The sequence below is a fragment of the Streptomyces sp. RKAG293 genome, assembly GCF_023701745.1.
Taxonomy (GTDB): Bacteria; Actinomycetota; Actinomycetes; order Streptomycetales; family Streptomycetaceae; genus Actinacidiphila.
The window spans coordinates 5,604,085-5,629,664 of the sequence record NZ_JAJOZB010000001.1; the positions used below are offsets into that span (position 1 = coordinate 5,604,085).

Consider the following 25,580-nt stretch of genomic DNA (forward strand, 5'->3'; position numbering starts at 1 on the left):
ACCCATGGGTGTCGCGATAGCCGCAATGGTCACTGCCGTGGTGGGCGTACTGGGCACGCTCCTCTCACCGTTGGTCGCCCAGCGGTCCGCCGCTCGCCAGCGGGCCGAGGACGCGGCGGCCGCCGAAAGGCGGCGCGGTTTCGAGGAGCGGCGCGACGCGTACACCGCGATGAACCGCGCGTCCCGGCAGTTCCACACCCTGCTCAAGGACGCCCTGCACCGGATCCGCGACGGCGTCTACACCCAGGAGGAGCGCACCCTCGTCGAGGAGACCCGCCGCGACTACCGGGACCGTTACGCCGAGGCCCAGATGATCGTCCCGCAACGCGTACTCGCGGCCTCCCGAGAGCTCAACGCGGTGCTCGCACAGGCCGATGCCGCGGCCAAACGCCTCGACCGCGGCATGGCCGCCCCGGGCGAGACCGCCGAGTCGGCCCTCGACCACCTGCGCGCGGCAGAACCCAAGCTCACCGAACTCCAGCACCTGATGCGCGCCGATCTGGGCATCGCGGACTGACGAGGTCCGGAGTCAGCCGCCGGCCGGGGCGATGCCCGTCGGGCAGGAGCGGCCCCAGTTGGTTTCTGAGGGGGAGTCCAGGTTCACGCCGGTGCCGCCGATGCCGCAGTAGCCGTCGGGGTTCTTGTCGAGGTACTGCTGGTGGTAGGGCTCGGCGGGGTAGAAGGGGCCGGCCGGGAGGATCTCGGTGGTGATGTCGCCGTAGCCGGCCTTGGTGAGGATCTGCTGGTAGGCGTCGCGGGAGGCCTGGGCGCCGGTGAGCTGGTCCGCGGAGTGGGTGTAGACCGCGGAGCGGTACTGGGTGCCGGAGTCGTTGCCCTGGCGGTTGCCCTGGGTGGGGTTGTGCGACTCCCAGAAGACCTTCAGCAGCTCGGCGAAGGACACCAGCGCGGGGTCGTAGACGACCCGGACGGCCTCGGTGTGGGCGGTGAGACCGCTGCAGACCTCGTCGTACGTGGGGTTCGGGGTGTGGCCGCCCTGGTAGCCGACGAGGGTGGTCCAGACGCCCGGGGTCTGCCAGAACTTGCGCTCGGCGCCCCAGAAACAGCCCATCCCGAAGTCCACGACCGCCAGATCGGCGGGATACGGGCCGGTCAGCTGCTTGCCCAGCACGGTGTGCCGCGCGGCCACGTCGAATTCCGGCTCCGTGCGGCCCCTGAGGGCCTCGTCGGCGGAGGGCAGGTGGTTCTTGTGACGGTTCAGGAACATGGGGGGTTACTCCTCCGGGGTCGGCTCGCTATCAGGGAACGCCTGAGCGGGCCGCAGGATTCCGTACGCCGGTCACTTCGCCCGCTTGAGCGCCTTCTTGATCGCCTGGTTCCGGACGACGACGAAGAACTCCGCGGAATCCACCTGGTAACGCCAGGGGAGGGCACCGACATAGCCGTCGACCAGCCGGAACTGCTCGGCGGACTCCTGGAAGCGTCCCTGCCGGTAGAGGAAGTACGCGAGCAGGTGCCGGGCGTCGGGCAGCTGGGGGTGGGCGGCCGGGGCGGCGGCCACATCGGCCAGCAGGGCGTCGACACGGGCGATCATGAACGCCGAACGGTATTCGGCCCGCTTCGCGACGCTCTCGCGGTGCTCGTACCAGCTGATCAGCGGCAGCGCCGAGAGCAGGCTGCCGGGGGGAGCACCCGCGGCGGCCTCGGCGGCGAACCGGTTCGCCAGCTCCTGCGAGCCGTGCCACTTCGCGCACCAGTACTGCAGCGCCGTGCTGTGGGCGAGGAAATGGTGGGGCGCGCGGCCTGCCGCGCGAGGGCGCGCACCTCGGCCCACAGCTCCGGCTGCTGCCGGTCGTCGACGGTCAGCCCCGCGGGCCCCTGGTCACCCGTGGCGGCGCGGAACATGAACACTCCGCGAATGATCGGGACGGCCAGCAGGATCACGGGCACCATGAGCAGCTTGGTGAGGATGACCGCGGGATGCTGCCTGTGGACGGGTTCAGCGACGATGAGAACGGCCAGGCCGGCCAGCAGGGCCAGCAGACCGGCGCTCAGCACGTAGAAGCCCGCGAGCAGCACGAGAGCGCGCAGCGCGCGCAAGGTTGCGCCCATTGAAGAAGGTCCCCCCACAGGACAAAAGTTCGAACCGAAGCGGGATCATACGGCGCGGGGTACCACCCGGACCAGGCGGTTAACGGGTCGGGGCGACTACCCTCGGCGGAATGAGCGACCACGACCAGCAGCACCAGAATTTCGAAACCCTCGCGATCCACGCCGGTCAGGCGGCCGACGCGCAGACCGGCGCCGTGGTGACGCCGATCTACCAGGTGTCGACGTACAAGCAGGACGGAGTGGGCGGGCTGCGCGGCGGCTACGAGTACAGCCGCTCCGCCAACCCGACCAGATCCGCGCTGGAGGAGAACCTCGCGGCGCTGGAAGGCGGCCGGCGCGGGCTGGCCTTCGCGTCCGGGCTGGCGGCGGAGGACTGCCTGCTGCGCACCATCCTGTCGCCCGGCGACCACGTGGTGATCCCGAACGACGCGTACGGCGGCACGTTCCGCCTGTTCGCCAAGGTCGTCGAGCGCTGGGGTGTCCAGTGGTCGGTGGCCGACACGTCCGACCCGGCGGCCGTGCGGGCGCAGCTGCGGCCGAACACCAAGGCGATCTGGGTCGAGACCCCGTCGAACCCGCTGCTCGGCATCACGGACATCGCGGCGCTGGCGGAGATCGCCCGCGGCGCTGGCACCGGCGTGCGGCTGGTGGTGGACAACACGTTCGCGAGCCCGTACCTGCAGCAGCCGCTCGCGCTCGGCGCGGATGTCGTCCTGCACTCGACGACGAAGTACATGGGCGGGCACTCCGACGTCGTCGGCGGCGCGCTGATCACCGGTGACGCGGCGCTCGGCGACGAGCTGGCCTACCACCAGAACGCGATGGGCGCGATCGCCGGGCCGTTCGACGCCTGGCTCGTCATGCGCGGCATCAAGACGCTGGCGGTGCGCATGGACCGGCACAGCGCCAACGCCACCCGGATCGCGGAGCTGCTCCAGTCGCACCCGAAGGTGTCGCGGGTGCTCTACCCGGGGCTGGCCGAGCACCCGGGGCACGAGATCGCGGCGAAGCAGATGAAGGCGTTCGGCGGCATGATCTCGTTCCAGGTGAAGGGCGGCGAGGAGGCGGCCGTCGCGGTCTGCAACCGCGCGGGCCTGTTCACGCTGGGTGAGTCGCTCGGCGGCGTCGAGTCGCTGATCGAGCACCCGGGCCGCATGACGCACGCCTCGGTGGTGGGCTCCGCGCTGGAGGTCCCGGCGGACCTCGTACGGCTCTCGGTGGGCATCGAGTCGGTCGACGACCTGCTGGCGGACCTGACCCAGGCGCTCGGCTGATCCGTCCGATCCGTCCGATCCGCGTGATCCGTCTGATCCGTGTGATCCGTCGCCGTGGGCACCTGGTGGCCGGCTGAGCCGCTACCAGGTGTCCACCGGCGGCGTCGTGTCCAGCGGCTGCGGGTCGGGCCACTCCAGCACCGCGAACACCACACCCGTCACGATCGCCGCGACGAGCAGCAGCCACAGCAGCTGGTGCACGACGCGCCGCCGCCGCAGTATGCGGCGGCCGCGCTCGGCGGCCCGTTCCGCCAGGTCGGCGGGGACGTACGGGTGCGGGGTGTCGAGGACCCGGCGGACCTCCTCCTCCTTGCGGTCCGGGGGCATCATGACGCCGCTCCCTGGATCTCGTCGGCCGCGGAGGAGCTCTCGGCCGTGGTGCCCGACGGACCCCCGGACGGGTCCGACGGACCCCCGGGCGAGGACGCCGATCCCCCCGCCGATCCCCCCGGCGGGTTCTCGCGGGAGTTCTTCGCCGCGGCCCGTTGCCTGGCCTTCTCCGCCGCCGCACGGGCCTCGGTCACCGACCGGGCGGGAGCCGGCGCGGGGCGGCTGCGCAGGGTGGCGGTGGCACGGTTGCAGATGGCCCGTACGCGCTCCACAGGCAGTCCCAGCTGCGCGGCGGCCTGTTCCTCGGCGACGCCCTCGAACAGCCGCAGAACGACCACCAGCCGCTCCTGGGCGGTGAGCCGGTCCAGCGCTCCACCGTGCGGCCGGCGCCACCACGGCCGGTACGCGAAGCGCCGTACGAGCTCGGTGCGGGCCTGGTCGTACGGGTCCTCGGAACGCATACGGAACCAGTTCGCGTACGTGTGCGACAGGACGGTTCCCAGCAGTTTTTCGGCGGCGGCCGGGTCGCCGGTGAGCAGGGTGGCGGCGTGCAGGAGCCGTCCTGCCGCTCCTGCGGTGAACGCCTGAAACTCGACGTCCCGTTGGTACTCCGCTGCCGCCCGGCGCGTGCCCACGCCGCCAGTGGACGTCAAGCAGGCGGTTCAGGTCAAGGGTTCTGCGGGTGCGGGGTGCGCGCGGCGACCGGGCAGGACCGGATCAAGCGCCTAGCGGGACGGGATCAAGCGCCTGACGGGACGGGATCAGGCGCCGGGCGGGCCGGATCATGCGCCGGGCGGGACGGGCAAGCTGCCGGGCGGGGAGCTGCCGGCGGCCGTGCGGGACCTACTCGTCGGCCGGTCCGGCCTGCACCGTCGTCGCGTGCCACTCGGACAGCGCCAGGTTGAAGCGCCCGAGCAGATCGCAGAACATCTCCCGTTCGTTCTCGCTCCAGCCCTCGGTGACCTGGGCCATCAGCTGCTTGCGCGAGCTGCGGACCTCTTCCAGCCGGCCCAGGCCGCGCGGCGAGAGGGCGAGCACGACGGCACGACCGTCCTCGGGGTGCGAGGTGCGCTTGACGAGGCCGGTGTCGACGAGCGGCGCGACCTGGCGGGTGACGGTGGAGGAGTCGATGCCCATGCCCTCCGCGAGTGCCTTGACGCCCATCGGGCCTTCGCGGTCGAGCCGGTTGAGCAGCAGGTACGCGGCCCGGTCCATGGAGTTGCGGGCCTTGCCCACACCGCCGAGGCGGGTCTGCTCCGCGCGCCGGGCGAAGAGAGCGACCTGATGCTGGAGCCGCTCGAAGAGTTCGGTGGGCCCCTCCTCGTCGAGGGGGGGAGAGGAGGGCGACTCCGATGGATTGGGCATGGCCGGAAGCTCGCGTTCTGTCGGTCCTGCGGAGGTTGGGAGAAGAGTACGCGGAGAGGGTCACCATGAGACCCATCCCGCACAAACCGTGCTCCGGCGGTGACACGGGACCGGAACTGGGAGACTGGGCGCATGGACAGAGCGGCGCCCGCGGTACACCACCCGATCACGCTCGACGACGTGCGCGGGGCGCACAAGATGCTGTCCGGGGTGGCGCGGGTGACCCCGATGGAGGGCAGCCGGTACCTGACCGGTCTGATCGGCTCCCCGGTCCATCTGAAGTGCGAGAACCTGCAGCGCACCGGCTCGTTCAAGGTACGCGGCGCGTATGTGCGGATCGCCGGCCTCACGCAGGAGGAACGATCCGCCGGGGTCGTCGCCGCGAGCGCCGGCAACCATGCGCAGGGCGTCGCGCTGGCCGCGTCACTGCTCGGTGTGCGGTCCACGGTCTTCATGCCGGTGGGCGCACCGCTGCCGAAGATCGCGGCGACCCGCGACTACGGGGCCGAGGTGCGGATGCACGGACAGGTGGTGGACGAGACGCTGCGCGCCGCCAAGGCGTACGCGGAGGAGACCGGCGCCGTCTTCATCCACCCCTTCGACCACCCGGACATCATCGCGGGCCAGGGCACGGTGGGTCTGGAGATCCTGGAGCAGTGCCCCGAGGTGCGGACGATCGTGGTCGGCATCGGCGGCGGCGGCTTCGCCGCGGGTGTCGCGCTGGCGGTGAAGGCGCTGCGTCCGGACGTGAAGGTGATCGGTGTGCAGGCGGCGGGCGCGGCGTCGTACCCGCCCTCGCTGGCGGCGGGCGAGCCGGTGGCGCTGGGCGCGGTGGCGACGATGGCCGACGGGATCATGGTCGGCCGGCCCGGCGACATCCCGTTCACCATCATTCGCGAACTGGTCGACGAGGTCCGTACCGTTTCCGAGGACGCCCTTTCCAGCGCGCTGCTGCTGTGCCTGGAGCGGGCGAAGATGGTCGTGGAACCGGCCGGGGCGAGCCCGGTGGCGGCGCTGCTGTCCGATCCGGACTCCTTCGAGGGCCCGGTGGTCGCGGTGCTGTCCGGTGGGAACGTGGACCCGCTGCTGATGCAGCGGATCCTCCGGCACGGGATGGCCGCGGCGGGTCGCTATCTGTCGCTGCGGCTGCGGGTGACGGACCGGCCGGGTGCGCTGGCGACGCTCCTGGGGGTGTTGTCAGAGGCGGACGCTAACGTCCTCGATGTGAGCCACGTACGGACCGATCCGCGGCTCGGACTCACGGAGGCGGAGGTCGAGCTGCACCTGGAGACCAAGGGGCCGGAGCACTGCGAGGCGGTCGAGGCCGCGCTGCTGGCCGCCGGCTACATGGTCATCTGACGTCCGCTCCGGGCCGCGGTGCCCGAAGATTCGGCAACCCTCGGTCTTGACGCGATATATCGCATGCGCCATGCTCGCGATGTGTCGCGTTGGGACTCCTGTGTGCGGGCCCGGACGTTGGCCAAAACAGGTCGCGGCCGCCCGCGAACCTCGCGATCATCGACACCGGAGATCTGTCCCCGGATTGGGAGTAGTCACATGCCAGGCGCGATCTACGCGGAAGGTCTGGTCAAGACCTTCGGCGACGTACGGGCTTTGGACGGAGTGGATTTCGACGTCCCGGAAGGCACGGTTCTGGGACTGCTGGGCCCGAACGGCGCCGGCAAGACCACTGCCGTCCGGGTGCTCACCACCCTGCTGCAACCGGACAGCGGCCAAGCCGTCGTCGCCGGTATCGACGTGCTCAAGCACCCCAACGAAGTCCGCCGCCACATCGGCCTGTCCGGCCAGTTCGCGGCGGTCGACGAGTATCTGACCGGCCGTGAGAACCTCCAGATGGTCGGCCAGCTCTACCAGATGAAGAGCCGTGACGCGAAGCTCCGCGCGGCCGAACTGCTGGACCGCTTCAACCTCGCGGACGCGGCCGACCGGCCCACCAAGACGTACTCCGGCGGCATGCGCCGCCGGCTGGACCTCGCCGCGGCGCTCGTCGTCAAGCCGCCCGTGATGTTCATGGACGAGCCCACGACCGGCCTGGACCCGCGCAACCGGCAGGTCATGTGGGAGGTCATCCAGGACCTGGTGGCCGGTGGCACGACCCTGCTGCTCACCACCCAGTACCTCGAAGAGGCCGACCAGCTCGCGCACGACATCTGCGTGATCGACCACGGCAAGGTCATCGCCCGCGGCACCTCCGACCAGCTCAAGGCGCAGACCGGCGGCGAACGCGTCGAGGTCGTCGTCCACGAGCGGGACCGGCTCACCGACGCGGAGGGCATCCTGCGCGGCTTCGGCAAGGGCGAAACCAAGACCGAGGACCACACCCGCCGGATCACCGTCCCGGTCGACGGCGGTGCCAAGCTGCTCGCCGAGGTCATCCGCGATCTCGACGCCCAAGGCATCGAGATCGACGACATCGGGCTGCGCCGCCCGACCCTGGACGATGTGTTCCTCTCGCTGACCGGCCACGAGGCCGAGGTCGCCGCACCGGAAGAGGAGGCCAAGTGATGGCCGTCATCGACGCGAAGCCCACGACCACGCTGGCCCCCCGGTCCGGCGGCGGGGTCATGCAGTCCGTCCGGGACTCGCTGGTCATCGCCAAGCGCAATCTGATCCGGATGACCCGCATCCCCGAGATGATCATTTTCGGGCTGATCCAGCCGATCATGTTCGTGGTGCTGTTCACCTACGTGTTCGGCGGCTCCATGAAGGTCGGCGGCAGCACCGACCCCGCCACGTACAAGGAATTCCTGATGGCGGGCATCTTCGCCCAGACCGTCACCTTCGCCACGGCGGGCGCCGGCGCGGGCATCGCCGACGACATGAACAAGGGCCTCATCGACCGCTTCCGGTCCCTGCCCATGTCGCGCGGCGCGGTCCTCACCGGACGCACCCTCGCCGACCTGGTGCAGACGATGCTGACCGTCATCGTGCTGGCCGTCGTCGCCCTGATCGTCGGATGGCGCGTCCACGAGGGCATCCCCAAGATGCTCGGCGCCTTCGGGCTGCTGCTCCTGCTGGGTTACGCCTTCTCCTGGATCGGCGCGCTGATCGGCCTGTCGGTCCGCACCCCGGAGGCGGCCACCTCCGGCGGTCTGATCTGGCTGTTCCCCGTGACGTTCATTTCCAACGCCTTCGCGGACACCGGCAACATGACGCCCTGGCTGGCCCATATCGCCGAATGGAACCCGTTCAGCGCCACGGTGCAGGCCTGCCGGGAGCTGTTCGGCAACCCGGGCGTCTCGACGTCCAGCGCCTGGCCGATGCAGCACGCCGTGTGGGCGTCGCTGCTCTGGTCCGTCCTGATCCTCGTGGTGTTCCGCACCCTGGCGGTGCGCAAGTACCGCTCCGCGACCGCCTGAGCTGACCGGCCCGCAACGCAGAACGGGCTCCCCGCCGTACCCACGGCGGGGAGCCCGTTCTGCGTCGTCCCGGAAGCTGTGTCCCCGGAAGGTGTGTCCGTGAAGGTCAGCCCCGGTGCGGCTTGACCGAGAGGATCTTGACGGAGGACTTCTTGCCGTTCGGCAGCTCGTAGACGGCGTCCTCGCCGGCCTTCTTGCCGCTCACGCCCTTGCCCAGCGGGGACTGCGGCGAGTACGTCTCCAGGGTGTCGCTCACGTACTCACGCGAGCCCACCAGGAAGGTCATGGTGTCGTCCGGGTCGCCGTCGAAGGCGATCGTGACGACCATGCCGGGCGCGACCACGCCGGTGTCGGCCGGCGCCTCGCCGACCTTGGCACGCTCCAGCAGCTGGGTCAGCTGGCGGACCCGCAGCTCCTGCTTGCCCTGATCCTCGCGCGCCGCGTGGTAGCCGGCGTTCTCCTTGAGGTCGCCCTCCTGGCGGGCTTCCTCGATCTTGGCGATGATCAGAGCGCGTGCCGGACCCGACAGGTACTCCAGCTCGGCCTTCAGCTGGTCGTACGCCTCCTGGGTCAGCCAGGTGACGCTCTCGCTGGTCTGGGTCACTGGTGCTCCTCGTAGGTACATGGGACTGCGTCAAAGTGCCTTGCCATCGCGTGGCCGGGCGAAACCTGGAGCCTAACAATTCCGGCACCCGCACGGGAGCGGGAAATCGTCAGTGTGTCGTCGTAGCAGGTCAGCCCTGGTCCGCCGGCTTGCAGCCGAGCAGCTCAGCGGTCTCCCCGCGGTGCGTGGTCCGCATGGTGACCACGGTGTCGACCTGCTTCTTGTGGTCGCGCATGGTCACGTCCATGCGTCCCACCTCAGTGTGGTCCTTGTCGACCGAGCGCAGCGTGCACACGGCGATCGTTCCGGCGTCCTTGCGGACCTCCAGATGGATTTCCACGGCCTGGTCCGAGACGGCCCGGGACTTGATGACCTCGCCGCTCACGTCCGTGCCCGCGACCGAATGCCAGCCGAACCAGCCGACCCCGCCCAGTGCCAGCACGCCCAGCACCACACCGATGATCTTCAGTCGCCGGTCGGCCCGCGCATCGGCGCCGCGTCCGTAGCGCCCTTCGGGCAGCCCCTCGCGCACCGCAGCCATGATCGTTCCTTCCGGTGGGGGCCATGGAATTAATTGCCCCCTCGCTTCGGTCACTATAGGAGGCGCCCTTTACATGGAACGAGGGGGCTACTACCGATGACTAGAGGATCCAGCCTTGACTGAGCAGCTGCGACTGATGGCCGTCCACGCCCACCCTGACGACGAGTCGAGCAAGGGCGCGGCCACCATGGCCAAGTACGTGTCCGAGGGGGTGGACGTACTGGTCGCCACCTGCACCGGCGGAGAACGCGGCTCGGTGCTCAACCCCAAGCTCCAGGGTGACCCTTATATCGAGGAGCACATCCACGAGGTCCGCGCCAAGGAGATGGACGAGGCCCGCGAGATCCTGGGCGTCAAGCAGTCCTGGCTCGGCTTCGTCGACTCCGGTCTTCCCGAGGGCGACCCGCTGCCGCCGCTGCCCGACGGCTGTTTCGCGGTGCAGGACGTCGAGGAGGCCGCCGGCGCCCTGGTGAAGCTGATCCGCGAGTTCAAGCCGCAGGTGATCACCACCTACGACGAGAACGGCGGTTACCCGCACCCCGACCACATCATGACCCACAAGATCTCCATGATCGCCTTCGAGGCGGCCGGCGACCCGGAGCGCTACCCCGAGGCCGGCGAGCCGTGGACGCCGCAGAAGCTCTACTACAACCAGGGCTTCAACAAGGCGCGCACCGTCGCCATGCACGAGGCGCTGCTCTCCCGCGGCCTGGAGTCCCCGTACGCCGAGTGGCTGGAGCGCTGGAAGCAGTTCGACCGCCCCGAGCGGCAGATCAGCACCCACGTGCCCTGCGCCGACTTCTTCGAGATCCGTGACAAGGCGCTGCTCGCGCACGCCACCCAGATCGACCCGGACGGCGCCTGGTTCCACGTCCCCATGGAGATCCAGCAGGAGGTCTGGCCGACCGAGGACTACGAGCTCGCCAAGTCGCTCGTGGACACCTCGCTGCCCGAGGACGACCTCTTCGCGGGCATCCGCACCGCCTAGCGCACAATGGGTACGTGATTGCCTCCCACGCACTGACCCAGTACGTCCCGCTCGCCGCTCAGGAGCTGGACAACAACAAGGTGACGCCCGGTCTCATCGGCTTTGTGATCTTCGCGGCGATCGCGCTGTCGCTGTGGGCGCTGATGAAGAACATGGGCAAGCAGTTCAAGAAGATCGACTTCGAGGAGGCCCCGGACCCCGCCGCGGGGGCGGCCCGGAAGCCGTCGCGGGGTCTGCGGGCGCACCGGGAAGCGCAGGCGGCCCAGGCCGCCCAGGCGTCCCAGGACAACCCGGCGTCGTAGCGCGCCCGGGAGTCCCAGGACACCCGGCGCCGTAGCGCGCCCAGGCGTCCGCGGACCAGCAGGTTCCGTAGCGCGCCCGGGTGCCGGGCGGGCCGGCCGCACACCGGCCCGACCGGCGCTCCGGCCTGCCGCTCCCGCCCGCCGCCCTCAGGGTGCCGCCGGCAGCAGGTCCATGACCATGCGCGCGGAGCGGCCCGGCATCATGCCCAGCCGCCACGCCTCCCAGCTGCCGCCGGAGGCGGCCGTACCGCGCTCCAGCAGGACGGAGTAGGCCTCGGCGTACTCCTCCAGATCCGGGTCCCGGCCCGGGTAGTGCGCGGCCAGCAGGGCGCGCAGCGTGTCGGCGGCCTGCCCGGCGCCGTCCTCGGACAGCAGGGGCTGGACGGTGCAGCGGAGGAACACCGCCCAGTCCTGGCCGCGCCGGTCGCCGAGGTCGTGGAAGAGCTCACGGGCCTCGTCCAGCAGCGTCAGGGCTTCGACGAAACGGTTGTTCCCGGCGTCGATCACCGCGAGCTCCACGCAGGACCAGGCCTCGCCGTGCTCGACGCCGATCCGCCGGAAGTCCTGCCGGGCGTCCTGGAGCAGCTGACGGGCGAAGCCGCTGTTGCGGAGGTTGCCGGTGCGGACGGCCCGCTGGTCGCGGGTGACCCGGGCCGAGTGGTGGCGGGCGCAGGCCAGCCCGTACACGTCCCGCATCCGGCTGAACATGGAACGGGCCCGCTCCAGGGTGCGCAGCGCCTGGTCGCTGTTGCCGGACTCCTCCAGCGCGTGCCCCAGGTAGTACAGCGTCCAGGCCTCGCCGCGGGCGTCCTCGCAGGCCCGGTGGCGGACGAGTGCCTCGTCCAGTTCGCGGGCGGCCTCCTGGGCGTTGCCGCGCTGCAGGGTGGCGCGGGCGAGCTGGGTGCGGGTCCAGGCGGCGCCGCGCGGGTCGCGGGTCAGCGCGTAGCACTGGCCGGCACTGCGCAGCTCGGCCTCGCCCTCGTCGACCGCGCCGAGCCGCAGATGGACCTGCCCGAGCTGGAGATGGGCCCAGGCCTGCCCGCTGACGCTCTCGTTCTGCCGGTGCAGTTCGAGGGATTCCAGGAGCAGCGGCAGCGCCTTGCCGAGCCGGCCCATGTCGCGCAGCACGGCCGCCAGCGCGTGCAGCGTCCAGGCCCGGTCCTCGCCGAGCTCCGGCGCCGCCTGCAGCTCCAGGGCCTCGCGGAGCTTGCTCTCCGCCTCCCGCAGGCTGCCCTGGTGGTGCAGGGTGATGCCGAGGCTGCCGAGCGCGCGGGCGGCGCCCGCCGGATGCTGCGCCTCGAAGTACAGGTCGACGACGGAGCTGAGGGTGGAACGCGCCTTGTCGAGTTCGCCGAGCTGCCGGGCCGCGATGCCGGTGCGCCACTGCACCGACCGCACCAGGATGTTCTGCTCCTCGTCCGGGGCGGCCTTGGACGCCTGCGCCAGCTCGCTGATCTCCCCGAGCCGGTACAGGTCGCCGCGCAGCAGGCAGTAGTCGCACAGCGCGCCGAGCAGGGCCTGCACGACGGTGCGGTCCACGCCCTCGGCGTGCCGCAGCGCGGCGGTGATGAAGCTCGACTCGTCGTCCAGCCAGCGCAGCGCCATTTCGAGCGAGGCGAAGCCGTGCGCGCCGAACCGCCCGGCCCGGGTGGACGTCTTGCCCTCGACGAGCCGGATCACGGCGTTGGCCAGCTCGGCGTAGCTGCGGATCAGCCGCTCGTGTGCCGCGGCGCGCTCGGCCGGGTCCTCCTCGTCGAGCAGCCGCGCGTGCGCGAAGCGGCGAACGAGGTCGTGCGGCCGGTAGCGGCTGCCGCGGATGTGCTCGATCAGTCCGGCCCGCGCCAGCTCCTCCAGCCTGCGGCCGGCCTCCTGCTCGTCGGTGGCCAGCAGCGCGGCGGCGGCCGCCGCGCCGAAGCTGGCCCGCCCGGCGAGCGCGAGCCGGCGCAGCAGCCGCCGGGACGGCTCGGGCTGGTCGTGGTAGCGCAGCGCGAGGATCCGCTCGACGGCCTCCTGCGGGCCGTACGCCTCCAGGTCGGCGGCGAGCCCGGCGGCCGTGCCGTGGTCCTGCAGCGCCGCGCCGGCTATCCGCAGGGCGATCGGCAGTCCGTCGCACAGGCCGCGCAGCCGCTCGGACTCCACCGAGGTGGGCTCGGGCGCCTTCGCGGTCCTGGCCAGCTCGCCCAGCAGCTCATGGGTGTCGGCGGCGCCGAGCGGGCCGACGGGCAGGCTGTGCACCCACGCGTTCGGCAGGTCCAGGGAGAGCGGCTCGCGGGCGGTGACCAGCACCAGCGCCTCGGACCGCTCGGGGACCAGCATCCGCACCTGTTCCGCGTCCGAGGCGTCGTCGAGCACGATCGTCACCGGCGTACCCGTCAGATGCTTCTGGTACTGGTCGGCGAGCCGCCGCAGATGCTGCTCGTGGTTGGGGCGCTCCCGGAACAGCAACTGCTCACGGGGCGCGCCGAGCCGGTTCAGCAGGTGCAGCAGCGCGTCCCGGGTCGGCAGCGGCCCTTCGTCCAGGGCCCCGCCGCGCAGGTCCACCACGCACGAGCCGCGGAACTGGTCGCGCAGCTGGCGGGCGGCGCGCACCGCGAGGGTGGTCGCCCCGGCGCCGGCCGGTCCGTGCAGGACGACGACGGTCGGCTTGCTCTCCGTGGACACCCGCGCCTGGTGCACCCACTGCGCGATCTGCGCGACCTGCTTGCGGCGCCCGGCGAACGGCCCGTCAGCGGACGGCAGCTGGCCGAACGACTGCTCCAGCACGGCCCGGGTCCGCGCGGCGGCACTGCGGTCGGTGCGGCGCGGCGCCGGGACCTGGTGCCGGCCGTTGGCCGCGGCGGGGGAGGCGGCCCGGGAGGCGGCGGACTCGGCGGTCGCCCGGCTCCGGTGCTGCTCCAGGAAGGGCCGGATGCCGCGCTGCTCCACCGCGTCGAGCCAGCGCAGCCGGTACGGGGCCGGGTCGTCGGTCGCCGCGGGGGGCCCGGTACGGCGAGGGGACCTGAGCCCCACGGCCACCGCTCCTGCCGTCCCCGCGGCGATTCCGGTGATGAGCGACACCCCGGCCGACAGGTTGTGGGCGATCGCGTCCACCGCGAACGCGGTCACCCCGGTCGCGCCCGCCAAGATCGCGGCGGTGGTCACCGTCTCAGGGCCGAACCGCCCGGCGAGCCCCGTCGGCCCGCCCGGCTCGCCGCCGGCGGCGCGCAGATACAGCGCGTACTCCCCGGCCGCCTGCGCCATGATCTCGTCCAGCGAGGCCAGCGCCCGCTGCAGCAGCCGCTCCGCGTCCGCCGCCGTACTGCCGCGAGCCTCCTCGACCACGGCCAGCTTCAGCCGGCTCTCGACCTCCGCCCGGTCCCTCCCGGACGGCTTCGCCGGCTCTGGCGCTTCTCTCAACGTAGCTCCCCCTCGGTCGCCCGCCCGCCCCAAGTGTCCTGCCGTACACGTCGCGGAGCGACACCGTGTGTGAGGGTGGGTACATGGCCAATCGGCTCAGCCGTTCCACCTCTCCCTACCTCCTGCAGCACGCCGACAACCCTGTGGACCGGTGGCCGTGGGGCGCGGAGGCGTTCGCCGAGGCCCGCGAGCGGGGGGTACCGCTGCTGCTCAGCGTCGGTTACAGCAGTTGCCACTGGTGTCAGTGAACTCGTAACCCAGTAGTCGGCGGTGCTCATACCTCTCTGATGATCACGCGGCCCCGCAGAGCTTCGACCGGTCGTTGCGGTCACCCGGACGAGGCCGGGCAACCGCCTTGCCTTAGCCGCCGTGCTCGCGCAGGAGTTCGATCATGTTGCGGAGCATCGGTATCGCCGAGTCTCCGGCCTTGTCCTTGTCGTTGAAATGCATCAGCTCGTTGCGGATCTCACGCAGTTCATCGAGGCGTGCGATAAAGGACTTGCGGTCCAGCGGCCAGCCCAGCTTGTCCCACTGCTCCTGATTGCCCAAGATCTGCTGGTAGTCGCCGTAGGACAGCTGATCGAAGGCAGAGAGCTTCCGGCGCCCGTCCGGATCGCAGAGGGTGATCACCTCCGTCAGGTCCAGACCCTCCGAGATGACCCGGCGCAGTTGTCGGTCGAGGTCGCCGATGAGCAGGAACGGCCGGGCCGTGGCGCCGTATTCCGCGGCCACGTCGGCCACGGTGATGATGCCGGCGATCTGATTCGTCTGGTCCTTGACCAGGAGGAAGCCGAACCGTTCCAGATCGGGCAGGACGTCGATCAGGTGCTCGGCATAGCTGACCGCGTGGGCGGCGACGATGGCCTCGGAGAAGGGGGCCTCGGGGTCCGAGTAGCGCGCTCGCGCGATGGATTCCCATGTGACGGCACCCCGCAGATTCCGAGGTCCGCTCAGCACCGGCAGTTGCGAGTACCCGTTGAGGCGCATCTTGGTGAACGCTTCCTCGAAGCTTGCCGAGGAGGACACCGACACCACTCCCTTGAGCGCTGAGGGCAGGTTGCCGACCGTCTGGCCTTGGACCGGTTCCCCCTTGTCCTCCTCGTCGCTGGAGGTGGTAGAAGGCTCCGGTGTGCAGGCCTCCGTGCGTGTTCGCGCTGTTGCCCTCACACCGGCCGCGGGGCGACGAGTTCACCACCACGGACTTTCCCGAAGCGGTTGAGACGGCCCGCGACATCCTGGCGGAGCCGGACAGCGAGCCAGGCCTCCGCGAGCAGTTGGCTGACAGGCCGGCGTGGCAGCGCGGGCGAGGGTTCAACCCCAACCGCTGCGCCTCCTGTGGGCACCAAGCCGACTGGCACACGTTTGAGAAGATCGTTGACGAGGCCCTTTACGGAGGCTGGATTCATGCCGCTGTGGGCCGGGTTCCCGTTGAACGTTGGCGTGCGATCAGGGGTGGCGGGCAAGGGATCAGCTGGCCGCACTGCTGACGCCGCCCACGCGTGCACCATCGCCTACCTGACGAGTTGGCGTGGTGGGAGGTTTACCAGGTCCGGAGATGGAAGACGCCTCGATCGGACTGCGAAGAAGCACGATGCATGTGCTTACGGTCAAGCATCGATGGTGAACGACCTCTCGGTGCCCCCTACATGACCCCAAGATCGACCGTGATGGAGAAGGGTGCAGTGGCCTTCACCGTGCCGGTGAACATCTCGCCGTCCCTGTAAGCCTTGGTGGCGGGGTCGAGAACGTAGGTGTAGATGATGGGGACACCAGTAGCTGTCTGTTCGAGCCGCCAGTAGAAGGGGATGCCGGCCTTGGCGTACTGATCCACCTTCACGATGCGGTCGGTGGTCTCCGATCCGGGCGATACGACCTCGACGACCAGGAGCACGTGCTCAGGGCGGGTGGGCGTGAGGTCGATGGTCGCCGCCCGGTAGACGATGACGTCCGGGCGCCGGTTGGTCAGGGGAACGTCCTGAAGGCGGACGTCGAAGTCTGTGTCGGCGTTCCAGTCCGGGCCCGCGGCGGTGTCCAGGGCATTGGCCAGGATTCGGGCCAGCCGGTTGTGCCGCTTGGACGCGCTCGGGCTCACAACGACCATTCCGTCCACGATCTCGATGCCGGCGCACTGCTCCTCGGACCAGGAGTCGTACTGCTCCGCGCTGATCTGGGTGTGCATCCACGCGGGCGCCACCATCTCGGCGGTCATGGTGTGCCTCCTTCGAGGAGCCCCGACAGGTCCAGCGCTGCTGGGCTCAGCCTACTGTGCTGTGATGGCGGGCCGCGCGATTCGGAAGAGCGCGATGCCCTCTCCTTCTCTGTTCTGGCGCCGATGGCGCAGACGCGCAAATCGGCTGGGCGAGGCAGCGCCTGCGGTGGCTTCTCCGGGCTGAGCCGGGCGTTGTGAGAGGCTGGGTCGCATGAACCGGTTGGCTGGTGCGACCTCGCCTTATCTGCTTCAGCACGCTGACAATCCGGTCGACTGGTGGCCCTGGATGCCGGAGGCTTTCGAGGAAGCGCGGCGGCGCAAGGTGCCCGTTCTGCTGTCGGTCGGCTACTCCGCGTGCCACTGGTGTCATGTGATGGCGCGCGAATCGTTCGAGGACGAGACGGTCGCGGCGTACCTCAACGAGCACTTCGTGCCGGTGAAGGTGGACCGCGAGGAGCGGCCGGACGTCGACGCCGTCTACATGGAGGCGGTGCAGGCGGCGACCGGGCAGGGCGGCTGGCCCATGACGGTGTTCCTGACCCCGGACGCCGAGCCGTTCTACTTCGGCACGTACTTCCCGCCCGAGCCGCGCCACGGCATGGCCTCGTTCCAGCAGGTGCTGGAGGGCGTTCAGGCGGCTTGGCGGGACCGCCGGGACGAGGTGGACGAGGTCGCCGCGCGGATCGTCAAGGACCTCGGCGAGCGGCAGAGCGCCTACGGGGCGTCGGCGACGCCCGGCGCGAAGGAGCTGGACGCCGCGCTGGCCGGCCTGGGCCGGGAGTACGACGCCGACAACGGCGGCTTCGGCGGGGCGCCGAAGTTCCCGCCGTCCATGGCCGTGGAGTTCCTGCTCCGCCACCACGCCCGCACCGGCTCCGAGGACGCCCTGCGGATGGCGGCCGACAGCTGCGAGGCGATGGCCCGCGGCGGCATCTACGACCAGCTGGGCGGCGGCTTCGCCCGGTACGCGGTCGACCGCACCTGGACCGTGCCGCACTTCGAGAAGATGCTCTACGACAACGCGCTGCTGTGCCGCGTCTACGCGCACCTGTGGCGCTCCACCGGCTCGGAGCTCGCGCGCCGTGTCGCGCTGGAGACCGCCGACTTCATGGTGCGCGAACTGCGCACGCACGAGGGCGGGTTCGCGTCCGCGCTCGACGCCGACAGTGATCGCGCCGATGGAAGTCACGCCGAGGGGGCGTTCTACGCCTGGACGCCCGCGGAGCTGCGCGAGGCGCTCGGCGAGCAGGACGCGGCGTTCGCGGCGGCGCACTTCGGCGTGACGCCGGAGGGCACCTTCGAGGAGGGCGCCTCCGTGCTGCAGCTGGCGGCGGACGGCGCGCCCGGCGACGCGGACCGCGTCGCGTCGGTCCGCGAGCGGCTGCTGGCGGCGCGTGAGGAGCGGCCGCGGCCCGGCCGGGACGACAAGGTCGTCGCCGCCTGGAACGGCCTGGCCATCGCGGCGCTCGCCGAGACCGGCGCGTACTTCGACCGCCCGGACCTGGTCTGGGCCGCCCTGGACGCGGCCGATGTGCTGGTGCGGGTCCACATGGACAACTCCGGTCGGCTCGCCCGCACGTCACGTGACGGCGTCGCGGGTGACAACTCCGGGGTGCTGGAGGACTACGCGGATGTCGCCGAGGGTTTCCTCGCGCTCGCCGCGGTCACCGCCGAGGGCGTCTGGCTGGACTTCGCGGGGCTGTTCCTCGACTCGGTGCTGCACCACTTCGCCGCCCCCGACGGCACGCTCTACGACACCGCCGACGACGCCGAGACGCTCATCCGCCGTCCGCAGGACCCGACCGACAACGCCACCCCGTCCGGCTGGACGGCCGCCGCCGGGGCACTGCTGTCCTACGCCGCCCACACCGGGTCGAGCGCCCACCGCGAAGCGGCGGAGCGCGCCCTGGGCGTCGTGGGGGCGCTGGCGCCGCGGGCACCGCGCTTCATCGGCTGGGGGCTCGCCGTCGCCGAGGCGGCTCTGGACGGCCCCCGCGAGATCGCGGTCGTGGGAGCGGCCGACGATCCGGCCACCGTGGCGCTGCACCGGACGGCGCTGCTGGCCACCGCCCCCGGCGCCGTGGTGGCGCCCGGTGCGCCCGGCAGCGACGAGTTCCCCCTGCTGCACGAGCGGCCGCTGGTCGGGGACCGCCCGGCCGCCTACGTCTGCCGGCACTTCGTGTGCGACGCGCCGACCACCGATCCGGCCGCACTGGCCGCGTCGGTGGGGAACACCGCCGGAGCGTGAAACCGCCTAGGGCCTGTCCGGCCGTTCAAGATCGGCCGGACAGGTTCTAGAGGGTGAGGCCGCGTTCCAGCACGTCCAGGGTGCGTTCGACGACGTCCAGGAGTTCGCCCTGCTGGTCGTGCTCGCCCCAGTGCATGGTGGCCTCCTGGAAGGCGCCGAGCACCGCCCCGGTGAAGATCCGCAGTTCCAGGTCGTCCACCGGGCGGCCGGTGCGCTCGGCGAGGACGCCGGCGAGGATCCGGCCGGTCGCCGACATGCTCTCCATCGAGCGGGCGCGGACGGCCGGCACGTCCCGCAGCAGTTTGGCCCGCGCGCTGAGGTCCGCGCGCTCCTGCGGGTCCTCGCAGATGGCACGGAGCGATTCCACGAAGGCGTACCGGATCGCCTGGAGCGGGGACTCGTCGGCCGGGCGGGCCCGGATCGCCGCCTCGATGAGCGGGTCGTACTCGTCCGTGAGGACGATGTCCTCCTTGGTGGGGAAGTACCGGAAGACGGTGCTGGGGGAGACGTCGGCGGCCTCGGCGATCCGGTCGACGGGCGTGGCGTCGTAGCCCTGCTCGTCGAAGAGCCGGTACGCGGCCCGGCGGATCGCCTGGCGGGTCTGGATCTTCTTCCGCTCCCGCAGGCCGATCTTCGGCGTGCCGGTGGGAGCGCCGGAGAGCGTGCCGGCGGGGGCGGTGGTCGTGGCGGCCGTCGTACGTGCGGACATGCCGGTCATTGTCCGGCATCGGCCGGCAGCGCGGCCACCGGCGGTACGGCCCCGGATGCGTTTCCGGCCTTGGCACCCGCCGCGGTACCGGCCTCGGTAACCGTCTCGGCACCCGCCGCGCCTTCCGTTCCGGCACCGGCACCGGCACCGGACCCGGTGCCGGCGTCGGCACCGGTCCTGGGGAGCAGCGTCGCGGTGAGCAGTGCCGCCACGAGGGCGGTGAGGCCGCAGACCAGCAGCACCGTCGACATGCCGTGCACGTACGCGGCGTCCGCCGCGGCCGCGAGGCGGGTGTCGCCGAGCCTGCCGGCCACCACGTGGGCCGCGACCACGGAGTCGGCGGCGGCGTGCGGCGCCCCGGCCGGCAGCCGGTCGGCGTAGGCGCCGACGAGCAGCGAGCCGAGCAGCGCGATCCCGATCGCGGCGCCCACCTGCCGGACGGTGCTCAGCAGTCCCGAGCCGCTGCCCGCCCGGTCCGCGGGCAGTGCGCTGAGCGCCGCCGTCATGGCGGGGACCACCGCGAAGCCGAAGCCGAATCCCACGATGGACAGCCACAGGGCGGTGAAGCCGTAGCCGGTGTCGACCGTGGTGCGGCTGCCGAGGAACGCCGCGAAGGCGAGCACCACCAGCCCGCCGCTGATCACCGCGCGGGCCCCGAACCGCTGGATGAGGGGGGCGCTGCCCTTGGCGGCGAACATCACGCCGCCCATCATCGGCAGCAGCCGCAGGCCGGTGCCGAAGGCGTCGTTGCCGAGCACCGCCGTCAGATACGGCGGGAGGACGAACATCAGCCCGGAGAAGATGAACATGCCGAGGGTCGCGGCGAGCGTGTTGAGCAGGAACGGGCGGTGGCCGAGCAGCGTCATGTCCAGCATGGGCCGGACCATCCGGCGCTCGCGCAGGACGAGGGCCGCGATCAGCACGGCGGCCCCGGCCAGCATCCCCACCACGACCGGGTCGGACCAGCCGCGGGCGGGCGCCTCGATGATCCCGTAGATCAGTGCGCCGAGACCGGCCGCGGTGAGCGCGGTGGAGACCGCGTCGACCCGGGGCGACGCCGGGTCGCGGGTCTCTGGCAGCAGGAAGACGCAGGCGATGATCCCGAGGGCGGCCATCGGGACGTTGATCAGGAAGACCGAGCCCCACCAGAAGTGGTTGAGCAGGAAGCCGCCGATGATCGGGCCGAGCGGCATCCCGAGCGCGGAGGCGGCGGTGACGATGCCGACCGCCTTGGTGCGCTCCTGGGGCGCGAAGAGCGACGGCAGTACGGCGAGGGCGAGCGGCATCACCAGCGCGCCGCCGATGCCCATGACCGCGCGGGCCGCGATGACCGGTTCGACGCTGGTGGCCAGCGAGCCGACGAGCGAGCCGGCGAGGAAGATCCCGAGGCCCGTCACCAGCATCCTGCGGCGGCCGAAGCGGTCGCCGAGCAGTCCGGCGGGGAGCATCAGGGCCGCGAAGACGACGACGTAGGCGTCCGCCATCCACTGCTGCTCGCCGGTGGTGGCGCCGAGCTGGCCGGCCATCGTCGGCAGTGCCACGTTCAGGATCGTCATGTCGAAGCCGAGCACGAGCATGCTCGCGACCATGGCGCCGAGCGCCCACCAGCGCCGGGGGTCGAGCTGTGCGGTCATGACACTCCTCCGTCAAATCTTTAAGAGTTGCTATCAAGTGACAGTAACTCGCAAAAGATGGGGCCTGTCAATATTCAGATGTGCGCGCCACTGTGCACCGGGACGCGGAGCCGGGTACGTGGAATCGGCTACGCGGAACCGGGTACGCAAAGGCGCCCGCGACCGGATCGGTCGCGGGCGCCTGACGTGAGTCTGGGGCGGGTCGTTGGGCGGTGCCTTGAGCGGGGCATGAGCCGGAGTCCAGACCCCGTCCCGCTTACGCGTGCTGGTACGCGACCAGCGAGATCCCGACGTAGTGGATGACGAAGGCCGCCAGCGTCAGGGAGTGGAACACCTCGTGGAAGCCGAACCAGCGAGGTGACGGATTGGGCCGCTTGAGGCCGTAGATGACGCCGCCCGCGCTGTACAGCAGTCCGCCGACGACCACCAGGACCAGCACCGCGATACCGCCGGTGCGCAGGAAGTCCGGGAGGAAGAAGACGGCCGCCCAGCCGAGCGCGATGTAGCAGGGGGTGTAGAGCCAGCGCGGCGCGCCGACCCAGAAGACGCGGAAGGCGATGCCGGCGAGCGCGCCCGCCCAGACGAACCACAGCAGCGGGGTCGCCTTGTTCGGCGGGAGCAGCAGGATCGCGAGGGGCGTGTAGCTGCCCGCGATGATCAGGAAGATGTTGGAGTGGTCCAGGCGACGCAGGATCGCCTCACCTCTCGGGCCCCAGTTTCCGCGATGGTAGAGGCCGCTCACGCCGAACAGCGCGCAGGCGGTCACGGTGAACACGGCGCAGGCGATGCGGCCCCGGGTGCTCTCCGCGAAGGCGGTCAGCACCACTCCCGCGATCAGCACCGCAGGGAACATACCGGCATGAATCCACCCTCTGAGCAACGGCTTCAAGAGGGTGGGCGGGTCGAGCTCTTCTACGGCTTGAGACACAGCGGAAGTCTCCTCGACGGGGTCCATAGCGTCAATGCTACCTACGGGACCGTAGGTTACGGCACCGTAGGTATGGCAGGTGGAAGTGGCGATGCTCACCCTTCGCGCCCTGGACAGATCGGGTTTTCTCCCCCGACACTCATATGAGTGAGGTCGGCACCGGATGAGCGGCCACGTGGCGTCCGGGTCGCAGCCCCCAAGGGGCCGAGGTAGTTCCACCATGCGGACAGCAGGACTAGAGTCCGCAAAACCCTCAAATCTTACGCCGAATCTGTGCAAATTCGGCGGGACGGAGCGATCGTGGCGCGCGAAATTGCGGCTCCCACCAATCACAAGGACCTGATCGCCTGGGTCGGCGAGATCGCCGAAATCACCCAGCCGGACGAGATCGTGTGGTGCGACGGCTCGGAGGCCGAGTACCAGCGCCTCTGTGACGACCTCGTGGCGAACGGCACCTTCAAGCAGCTCGACCCCAACAAGCGCCCGAACTCCTACTACGCCGCCTCCGACCCCACCGACGTGGCCCGGGTCGAGGACCGTACGTTCATCTGCTCCGAGCGTGAGCAGGACGCCGGCCCGACCAACCGCTGGAAAGCCCCCGCGGAGATGCACGAGATCTTCTCGGGCGAGCAGGGCCTGTTCCGCGGCTCCATGCGGGGCCGCACCATGTACGTCGTCCCGTTCTGCATGGGCCCGGTCGGCTCCCCGCTCTCCGCCAACGGTGTCGAGATCACCGACTCCGCGTACGTCGCCGTCGCCATGCGCACCATGACCCGCATGGGCAAGGCCGTCCTGGACGACCTCGGCGAGGACGGCTTCTTCGTCAAGGCCGTGCACTCCGTCGGCGCGCCGCTCGCCGAGGGCCAGGCCGACGTGCCGTGGCCGTGCAGCACCACCAAGTACATCTCGCACTTCCCCGAGACGCGCGAGATCTGGTCCTACGGCTCCGGCTACGGCGGCAACGCCCTGCTCGGCAAGAAGTGCTACGCGCTGCGCATCGCCTCCGTCATGGCCCGCGACGAGGGCTGGCTCGCCGAGCACATGCTGATCCTCAAGCTGACCCCGCCGACCGGCGAGGCCAAGTACATCGCGGCCGCGTTCCCCTCCGCCTGCGGCAAGACCAACCTCGCGATGCTGCAGCCGACCATCCCCGGCTGGACCGTCGAGACCGTCGGTGACGACATCGCCTGGATGCGCTTCGGCGAGGACGGCCAGCTCTACGCGATCAACCCCGAGGCCGGCTTCTTCGGCGTCGCGCCCGGCACCGGCGACGACACCAACGCCAACGCCATGAAGACCATGTACGCCAACACGGTCTTCACCAACGTCGCCCTGACCGACGACGGCGACGTCTGGTGGGAGGGCATGACGGACGAGCCGCCGGCCCACCTCATCGACTGGAAGGGCAACGACTGGACGCCGGAGTCCGGCACCCCGGCCGCGCACCCCAACGCCCGGTTCGCCGTCCCGGCCTCGCAGTGCCCGACCATCGCGCCCGAGTGGGAGGACCCCAAGGGCGTCCCGATCTCCGCGATCCTCTTCGGCGGCCGCCGCGCCAGCGCGGTGCCGCTCGTCACGGAGTCCTTCGACTGGCAGCACGGCGTCTTCATCGGCTCCAACATCGCCTCGGAGAAGACCGCCGCCGCCGAGGGCAAGGTCGGCGAGCTGCGCCGCGACCCGTTCGCCATGCTGCCGTTCTGCGGCTACAACATGGGCGACTACTTCGGCCACTGGATCAAGATCGGCCAGCAGGCCGACGCCGCCAAGCTGCCGAAGATCTACTACGTCAACTGGTTCCGCAAGGACGCCGGCGGCCGCTTCGTGTGGCCGGGCTTCGGCGAGAACAGCCGGGTCCTGAAGTGGATCGTCGAGCGCCTCAACGGCGAGGGCGGGGGCGTCGAGACGCCCATCGGCATCCTCCCGGCCGCGGGCGCCCTCGACACCGAGGGGCTCGACATCTCGCAGGAGGACCTGGACCTGCTGCTCTCCGTCGACCTCGACGTCTGGCGCGACGAGGCCGGCCTGATCCCCGCCCACCTGGAGACCTTCGGCGACCACACGCCGAAGGAACTGTGGGACGAATACCGCGCGCTGGTCGCCCGCCTCGGCTGACCTGACAGTCGGCTCCACGAGAACTCGGGCAGCCCGTCCGCATGTGCGATGCGGGCGGGCCGCCCGATGGCGCGGCTCGGCCGCCCGGCAGGCACCCCGACCAAGAACGTCTGTCAGGCGGACCGACGCCAACCCTCACGACCGGGGGCCCGGTCACGACTCACGTCGTGACCGGGCCCCCGGGTCGTTTCCGGCTTGCCGCCAGCGCGAGCGTTACGGCTGGCTGTAGCCGTCCAGGAAGCGGGCGATGCGCGCGCACGCCTCCGTCAGGTCGTCGGCGTACGGCAGTGTCACGATGCGGAAGTGGTCCGGCTCGTGCCAGTTGAAGCCGGTGCCGTGCACGACCATGATCTTCTCGGCGCGCAGCAGATCGAGGACCATCTGCCGGTCGTCCTTGATCTTGTAGACGTTCGGGTCGAGCCGGGGGAAGAGGTAGAGCGCCCCCTTCGGCTTCACGCAGGTGACGCCCGGGATCTGGGTGAGCGCGTCGTACGCGGCGTCGCGCTGCGCGAGCAGCCGGCCGCCGGGCAGGATCAGGCTGTTGATCGACTGATGGCCGCCGAGCGCGGTGGCGATCGCGTGCTGGGCGGGCATGTTGGCGCACAGCCGCATGTTGGCCAGGATCGTCAGGCCCTCGATGTAGCTGGAGGCGTGGGACTTGGGACCGCACACCGCCATCCAGCCGCTGCGGTACCCCGCCACCCGGTACGCCTTCGACAGCCCGTTGAACGTCAGCGTCAGCAGGTCGGGGGCGATGGCCGAGGTCGGGGTGTGGGTGGCGCCGTCGTACAGGATCTTGTCGTAGATCTCGTCGGAGCAGACGATCAGCTTGTGGCGGCGGGCGATGTCCGTGAGGCCGCGGAGCATCTCGTCGTCGTACACCGCACCCGTCGGGTTGTTCGGGTTGATGATGACGATGGCCTTGGTGCGGTCGGTGACCTTGCGCTCGATGTCGGCGAGGTCCGGCATCCAGTCGGCCTGCTCGTCGCAGCGGTAGTGCACCGCGGTGCCGCCGGCCAGCGAGACCGAGGCCGTCCACAGCGGATAGTCGGGCGCCGGGACCAGCACCTCGTCACCGTCGTCGAGCAGTGCCTGCATCGACATCTGGATGAGCTCGGAGACGCCGTTGCCGAGGTAGACGTCGTCGACATCCAGCGGGATGCCCTTCGTCTGGTAGTGCTGCATCACCGCCCGGCGCGCCGAGAGCAGGCCCTTCGCGTCGCCGTAGCCGTGCGCGTCGCCCAGGGTGCGCAGCATGTCCTCAAGGATTTCGGGCGGGCACTCGAAACCGAAGGGCGCCGGATTGCCGGTGTTGAGCTTGAGGATGCGGTGGCCCGCCGCCTCGAGCCGCATCGCCTCTTCGAGGACCGGGCCCCGGATCTCGTAACAGACATTCGCGAGCTTCGTGGACTGGATCACCTGCTGCATGCCCGTCACCTTACGGGCGCGTACGGCTGCCCGCCCGGTGTTTTTCGCCACGTCGGGACGGC

General features: G+C 70.8%; 23 protein-coding genes and 2 pseudogenes. 10 read left to right on the forward strand and 15 right to left on the reverse strand.

Annotated elements, in window-relative coordinates; genetic code table 11:
* The first annotated feature begins 4 nt into the window (after positions 1 to 4).
* Positions 5 to 517 carry a hypothetical protein gene (locus LNW72_RS25145; protein ID WP_250977442.1) on the forward strand — a complete coding sequence of 171 codons (513 nt, stop codon included), beginning with the start codon at positions 5 to 7 and terminating at the stop codon, positions 515 to 517.
* A 12-nt stretch (positions 518 to 529) separates the two neighbouring features.
* Here LNW72_RS25145 and msrA read toward each other — a convergent pair whose 3' ends face one another.
* The 3 genes from msrA to LNW72_RS25160 form a co-directional block, all read right to left on the reverse strand.
* On the reverse strand, positions 530 to 1,225 hold the full coding sequence (gene msrA, locus LNW72_RS25150) for a peptide-methionine (S)-S-oxide reductase MsrA (protein ID WP_250977443.1): 696 nt from the start codon (positions 1,223 to 1,225) through the stop codon (positions 530 to 532).
* Positions 1,226 to 1,297: 72 nt separating this feature from the next.
* Entirely contained in the window at positions 1,298 to 1,552 is a 255-nt protein-coding gene (locus tag LNW72_RS25155) for a hypothetical protein (protein ID WP_250977444.1), read from the reverse strand.
* A 59-nt stretch (positions 1,553 to 1,611) separates the two neighbouring features.
* Positions 1,612 to 2,070: a hypothetical protein gene (locus LNW72_RS25160; protein ID WP_250977445.1), complete on the reverse strand. Its 459-nt coding sequence runs from the start codon at positions 2,068 to 2,070 to the stop codon at positions 1,612 to 1,614.
* A gap of 110 nt (positions 2,071 to 2,180) precedes the next feature.
* On the opposite strand from LNW72_RS25160, the gene LNW72_RS25165 reads away from it, so the two are divergent.
* Complete coding sequence (locus tag LNW72_RS25165; protein WP_250977446.1) at positions 2,181 to 3,344, forward strand: cystathionine gamma-synthase; 1,164 nt, start codon at positions 2,181 to 2,183, stop codon at positions 3,342 to 3,344.
* 81 nt (positions 3,345 to 3,425) lie between these two features.
* Here the strand turns inward: LNW72_RS25165 and LNW72_RS25170 are convergent, their stop codons facing one another.
* The 3 genes and pseudogenes from LNW72_RS25170 to LNW72_RS25180 all read right to left on the reverse strand — a co-directional run bounded on the left by LNW72_RS25170 (position 3,426) and on the right by LNW72_RS25180 (position 5,039).
* Positions 3,426 to 3,674, reverse strand: coding sequence for a hypothetical protein (locus LNW72_RS25170; RefSeq protein WP_138352164.1), 249 nt, complete (start codon positions 3,672 to 3,674; stop codon positions 3,426 to 3,428).
* Positions 3,675 to 3,841: 167 nt separating this feature from the next.
* Positions 3,842 to 4,309, reverse strand: a pseudogene (locus tag LNW72_RS25175) (sigma factor-like helix-turn-helix DNA-binding protein); the annotation flags it as partial.
* A gap of 208 nt (positions 4,310 to 4,517) precedes the next feature.
* Complete coding sequence (locus LNW72_RS25180; RefSeq protein ID WP_250977447.1) at positions 4,518 to 5,039, reverse strand: MarR family transcriptional regulator; 522 nt, start codon at positions 5,037 to 5,039, stop codon at positions 4,518 to 4,520.
* Positions 5,040 to 5,171: 132 nt separating this feature from the next.
* Between LNW72_RS25180 and ilvA the strand changes: the two genes are divergently transcribed.
* The 3 genes from ilvA (at position 5,172) to LNW72_RS25195 (ending at position 8,419) form a co-directional block, all read left to right on the forward strand.
* Positions 5,172 to 6,398, forward strand: a complete 1,227-nt coding sequence (gene ilvA, locus LNW72_RS25185; protein ID WP_250977448.1) for a threonine ammonia-lyase — start codon at positions 5,172 to 5,174, stop codon at positions 6,396 to 6,398.
* 198 nt (positions 6,399 to 6,596) lie between these two features.
* Complete coding sequence (locus LNW72_RS25190; RefSeq protein ID WP_250977449.1) at positions 6,597 to 7,565, forward strand: ATP-binding cassette domain-containing protein; 969 nt, start codon at positions 6,597 to 6,599, stop codon at positions 7,563 to 7,565.
* Complete coding sequence (locus LNW72_RS25195) at positions 7,565 to 8,419, forward strand: ABC transporter permease (RefSeq protein WP_250977450.1); 855 nt, start codon at positions 7,565 to 7,567, stop codon at positions 8,417 to 8,419. The genes LNW72_RS25190 and LNW72_RS25195 overlap by 1 nt, the downstream gene beginning before the upstream one ends.
* 106 nt (positions 8,420 to 8,525) lie before the next feature.
* On the opposite strand, the gene greA is transcribed toward LNW72_RS25195, so the two are convergent.
* Both greA and LNW72_RS25205 read right to left on the reverse strand, forming a co-directional pair.
* Positions 8,526 to 9,023, reverse strand: a complete 498-nt coding sequence (greA, locus tag LNW72_RS25200) for a transcription elongation factor GreA (RefSeq protein ID WP_250977451.1) — start codon at positions 9,021 to 9,023, stop codon at positions 8,526 to 8,528.
* A 130-nt stretch (positions 9,024 to 9,153) separates the two neighbouring features.
* Entirely contained in the window at positions 9,154 to 9,564 is a 411-nt protein-coding gene (locus LNW72_RS25205; RefSeq protein WP_250977452.1) for a DUF4307 domain-containing protein, read from the reverse strand.
* Between the two features lie 115 nt (positions 9,565 to 9,679).
* On the opposite strand from LNW72_RS25205, the gene mca reads away from it, so the two are divergent.
* On the forward strand, positions 9,680 to 10,552 hold the full coding sequence (mca, locus tag LNW72_RS25210; protein WP_138352156.1) for a mycothiol conjugate amidase Mca: 873 nt from the start codon (positions 9,680 to 9,682) through the stop codon (positions 10,550 to 10,552).
* A gap of 14 nt (positions 10,553 to 10,566) precedes the next feature.
* Positions 10,567 to 10,854: a hypothetical protein gene (locus tag LNW72_RS25215; protein ID WP_250977453.1), complete on the forward strand. Its 288-nt coding sequence runs from the start codon at positions 10,567 to 10,569 to the stop codon at positions 10,852 to 10,854.
* Between the two features lie 147 nt (positions 10,855 to 11,001).
* On the opposite strand, the gene LNW72_RS25220 is transcribed toward LNW72_RS25215, so the two are convergent.
* Positions 11,002 to 14,250: a tetratricopeptide repeat protein gene (locus LNW72_RS25220; RefSeq protein ID WP_250977454.1), complete on the reverse strand. Its 3,249-nt coding sequence runs from the start codon at positions 14,248 to 14,250 to the stop codon at positions 11,002 to 11,004.
* A gap of 83 nt (positions 14,251 to 14,333) precedes the next feature.
* On the opposite strand from LNW72_RS25220, the pseudogene LNW72_RS25225 reads away from it, so the two are divergent.
* Positions 14,334 to 14,492 (forward strand): annotated as a pseudogene (locus LNW72_RS25225) (DUF255 domain-containing protein); the annotation flags it as partial.
* Positions 14,493 to 14,610: 118 nt separating this feature from the next.
* On the opposite strand, the gene LNW72_RS25230 reads toward LNW72_RS25225, so the two are convergent.
* Both LNW72_RS25230 and LNW72_RS25235 read right to left on the reverse strand, forming a co-directional pair.
* Entirely contained in the window at positions 14,611 to 15,417 is an 807-nt protein-coding gene (locus LNW72_RS25230) for a CBS domain-containing protein (RefSeq protein WP_308402028.1), read from the reverse strand.
* Positions 15,418 to 15,892: 475 nt separating this feature from the next.
* Positions 15,893 to 16,459 carry a Uma2 family endonuclease gene (locus tag LNW72_RS25235; protein ID WP_250977456.1) on the reverse strand — a complete coding sequence of 189 codons (567 nt, stop codon included), beginning with the start codon at positions 16,457 to 16,459 and terminating at the stop codon, positions 15,893 to 15,895.
* Between the two features lie 211 nt (positions 16,460 to 16,670).
* Between LNW72_RS25235 and LNW72_RS25240 the strand changes: the two genes are divergently transcribed.
* The gene (locus LNW72_RS25240; protein ID WP_250977457.1) at positions 16,671 to 18,707 is read left to right on the forward strand and encodes a thioredoxin domain-containing protein; all 2,037 of its coding nucleotides are present in this window, start codon (positions 16,671 to 16,673) and stop codon (positions 18,705 to 18,707) included.
* 46 nt (positions 18,708 to 18,753) lie between these two features.
* Here the strand turns inward: LNW72_RS25240 and LNW72_RS25245 are convergent, their stop codons facing one another.
* The 3 genes from LNW72_RS25245 to LNW72_RS25255 all read right to left on the reverse strand — a co-directional run bounded on the left by LNW72_RS25245 (position 18,754) and on the right by LNW72_RS25255 (position 22,005).
* Positions 18,754 to 19,416: a TetR family transcriptional regulator gene (locus tag LNW72_RS25245; protein ID WP_250977458.1), complete on the reverse strand. Its 663-nt coding sequence runs from the start codon at positions 19,414 to 19,416 to the stop codon at positions 18,754 to 18,756.
* Between the two features lie 5 nt (positions 19,417 to 19,421).
* Complete coding sequence (locus LNW72_RS25250; RefSeq protein ID WP_250977459.1) at positions 19,422 to 21,050, reverse strand: DHA2 family efflux MFS transporter permease subunit; 1,629 nt, start codon at positions 21,048 to 21,050, stop codon at positions 19,422 to 19,424.
* A 256-nt stretch (positions 21,051 to 21,306) separates the two neighbouring features.
* The gene (locus tag LNW72_RS25255) at positions 21,307 to 22,005 is read right to left on the reverse strand and encodes a hemolysin III family protein (RefSeq protein ID WP_250977460.1); all 699 of its coding nucleotides are present in this window, start codon (positions 22,003 to 22,005) and stop codon (positions 21,307 to 21,309) included.
* 273 nt (positions 22,006 to 22,278) lie between these two features.
* Here LNW72_RS25255 and LNW72_RS25260 point away from each other — a divergent pair, with 273 nt between their 5' ends.
* A complete protein-coding gene (locus LNW72_RS25260; protein ID WP_250977461.1) occupies positions 22,279 to 24,090 on the forward strand; it encodes a phosphoenolpyruvate carboxykinase (GTP) in 1,812 nt (603 codons plus the stop codon).
* A 213-nt stretch (positions 24,091 to 24,303) separates the two neighbouring features.
* On the opposite strand, the gene LNW72_RS25265 is transcribed toward LNW72_RS25260, so the two are convergent.
* On the reverse strand, positions 24,304 to 25,518 hold the full coding sequence (locus LNW72_RS25265; protein WP_250977462.1) for a pyridoxal phosphate-dependent aminotransferase: 1,215 nt from the start codon (positions 25,516 to 25,518) through the stop codon (positions 24,304 to 24,306).
* Between the last annotated feature and the right edge of the window lie 62 nt (positions 25,519 to 25,580).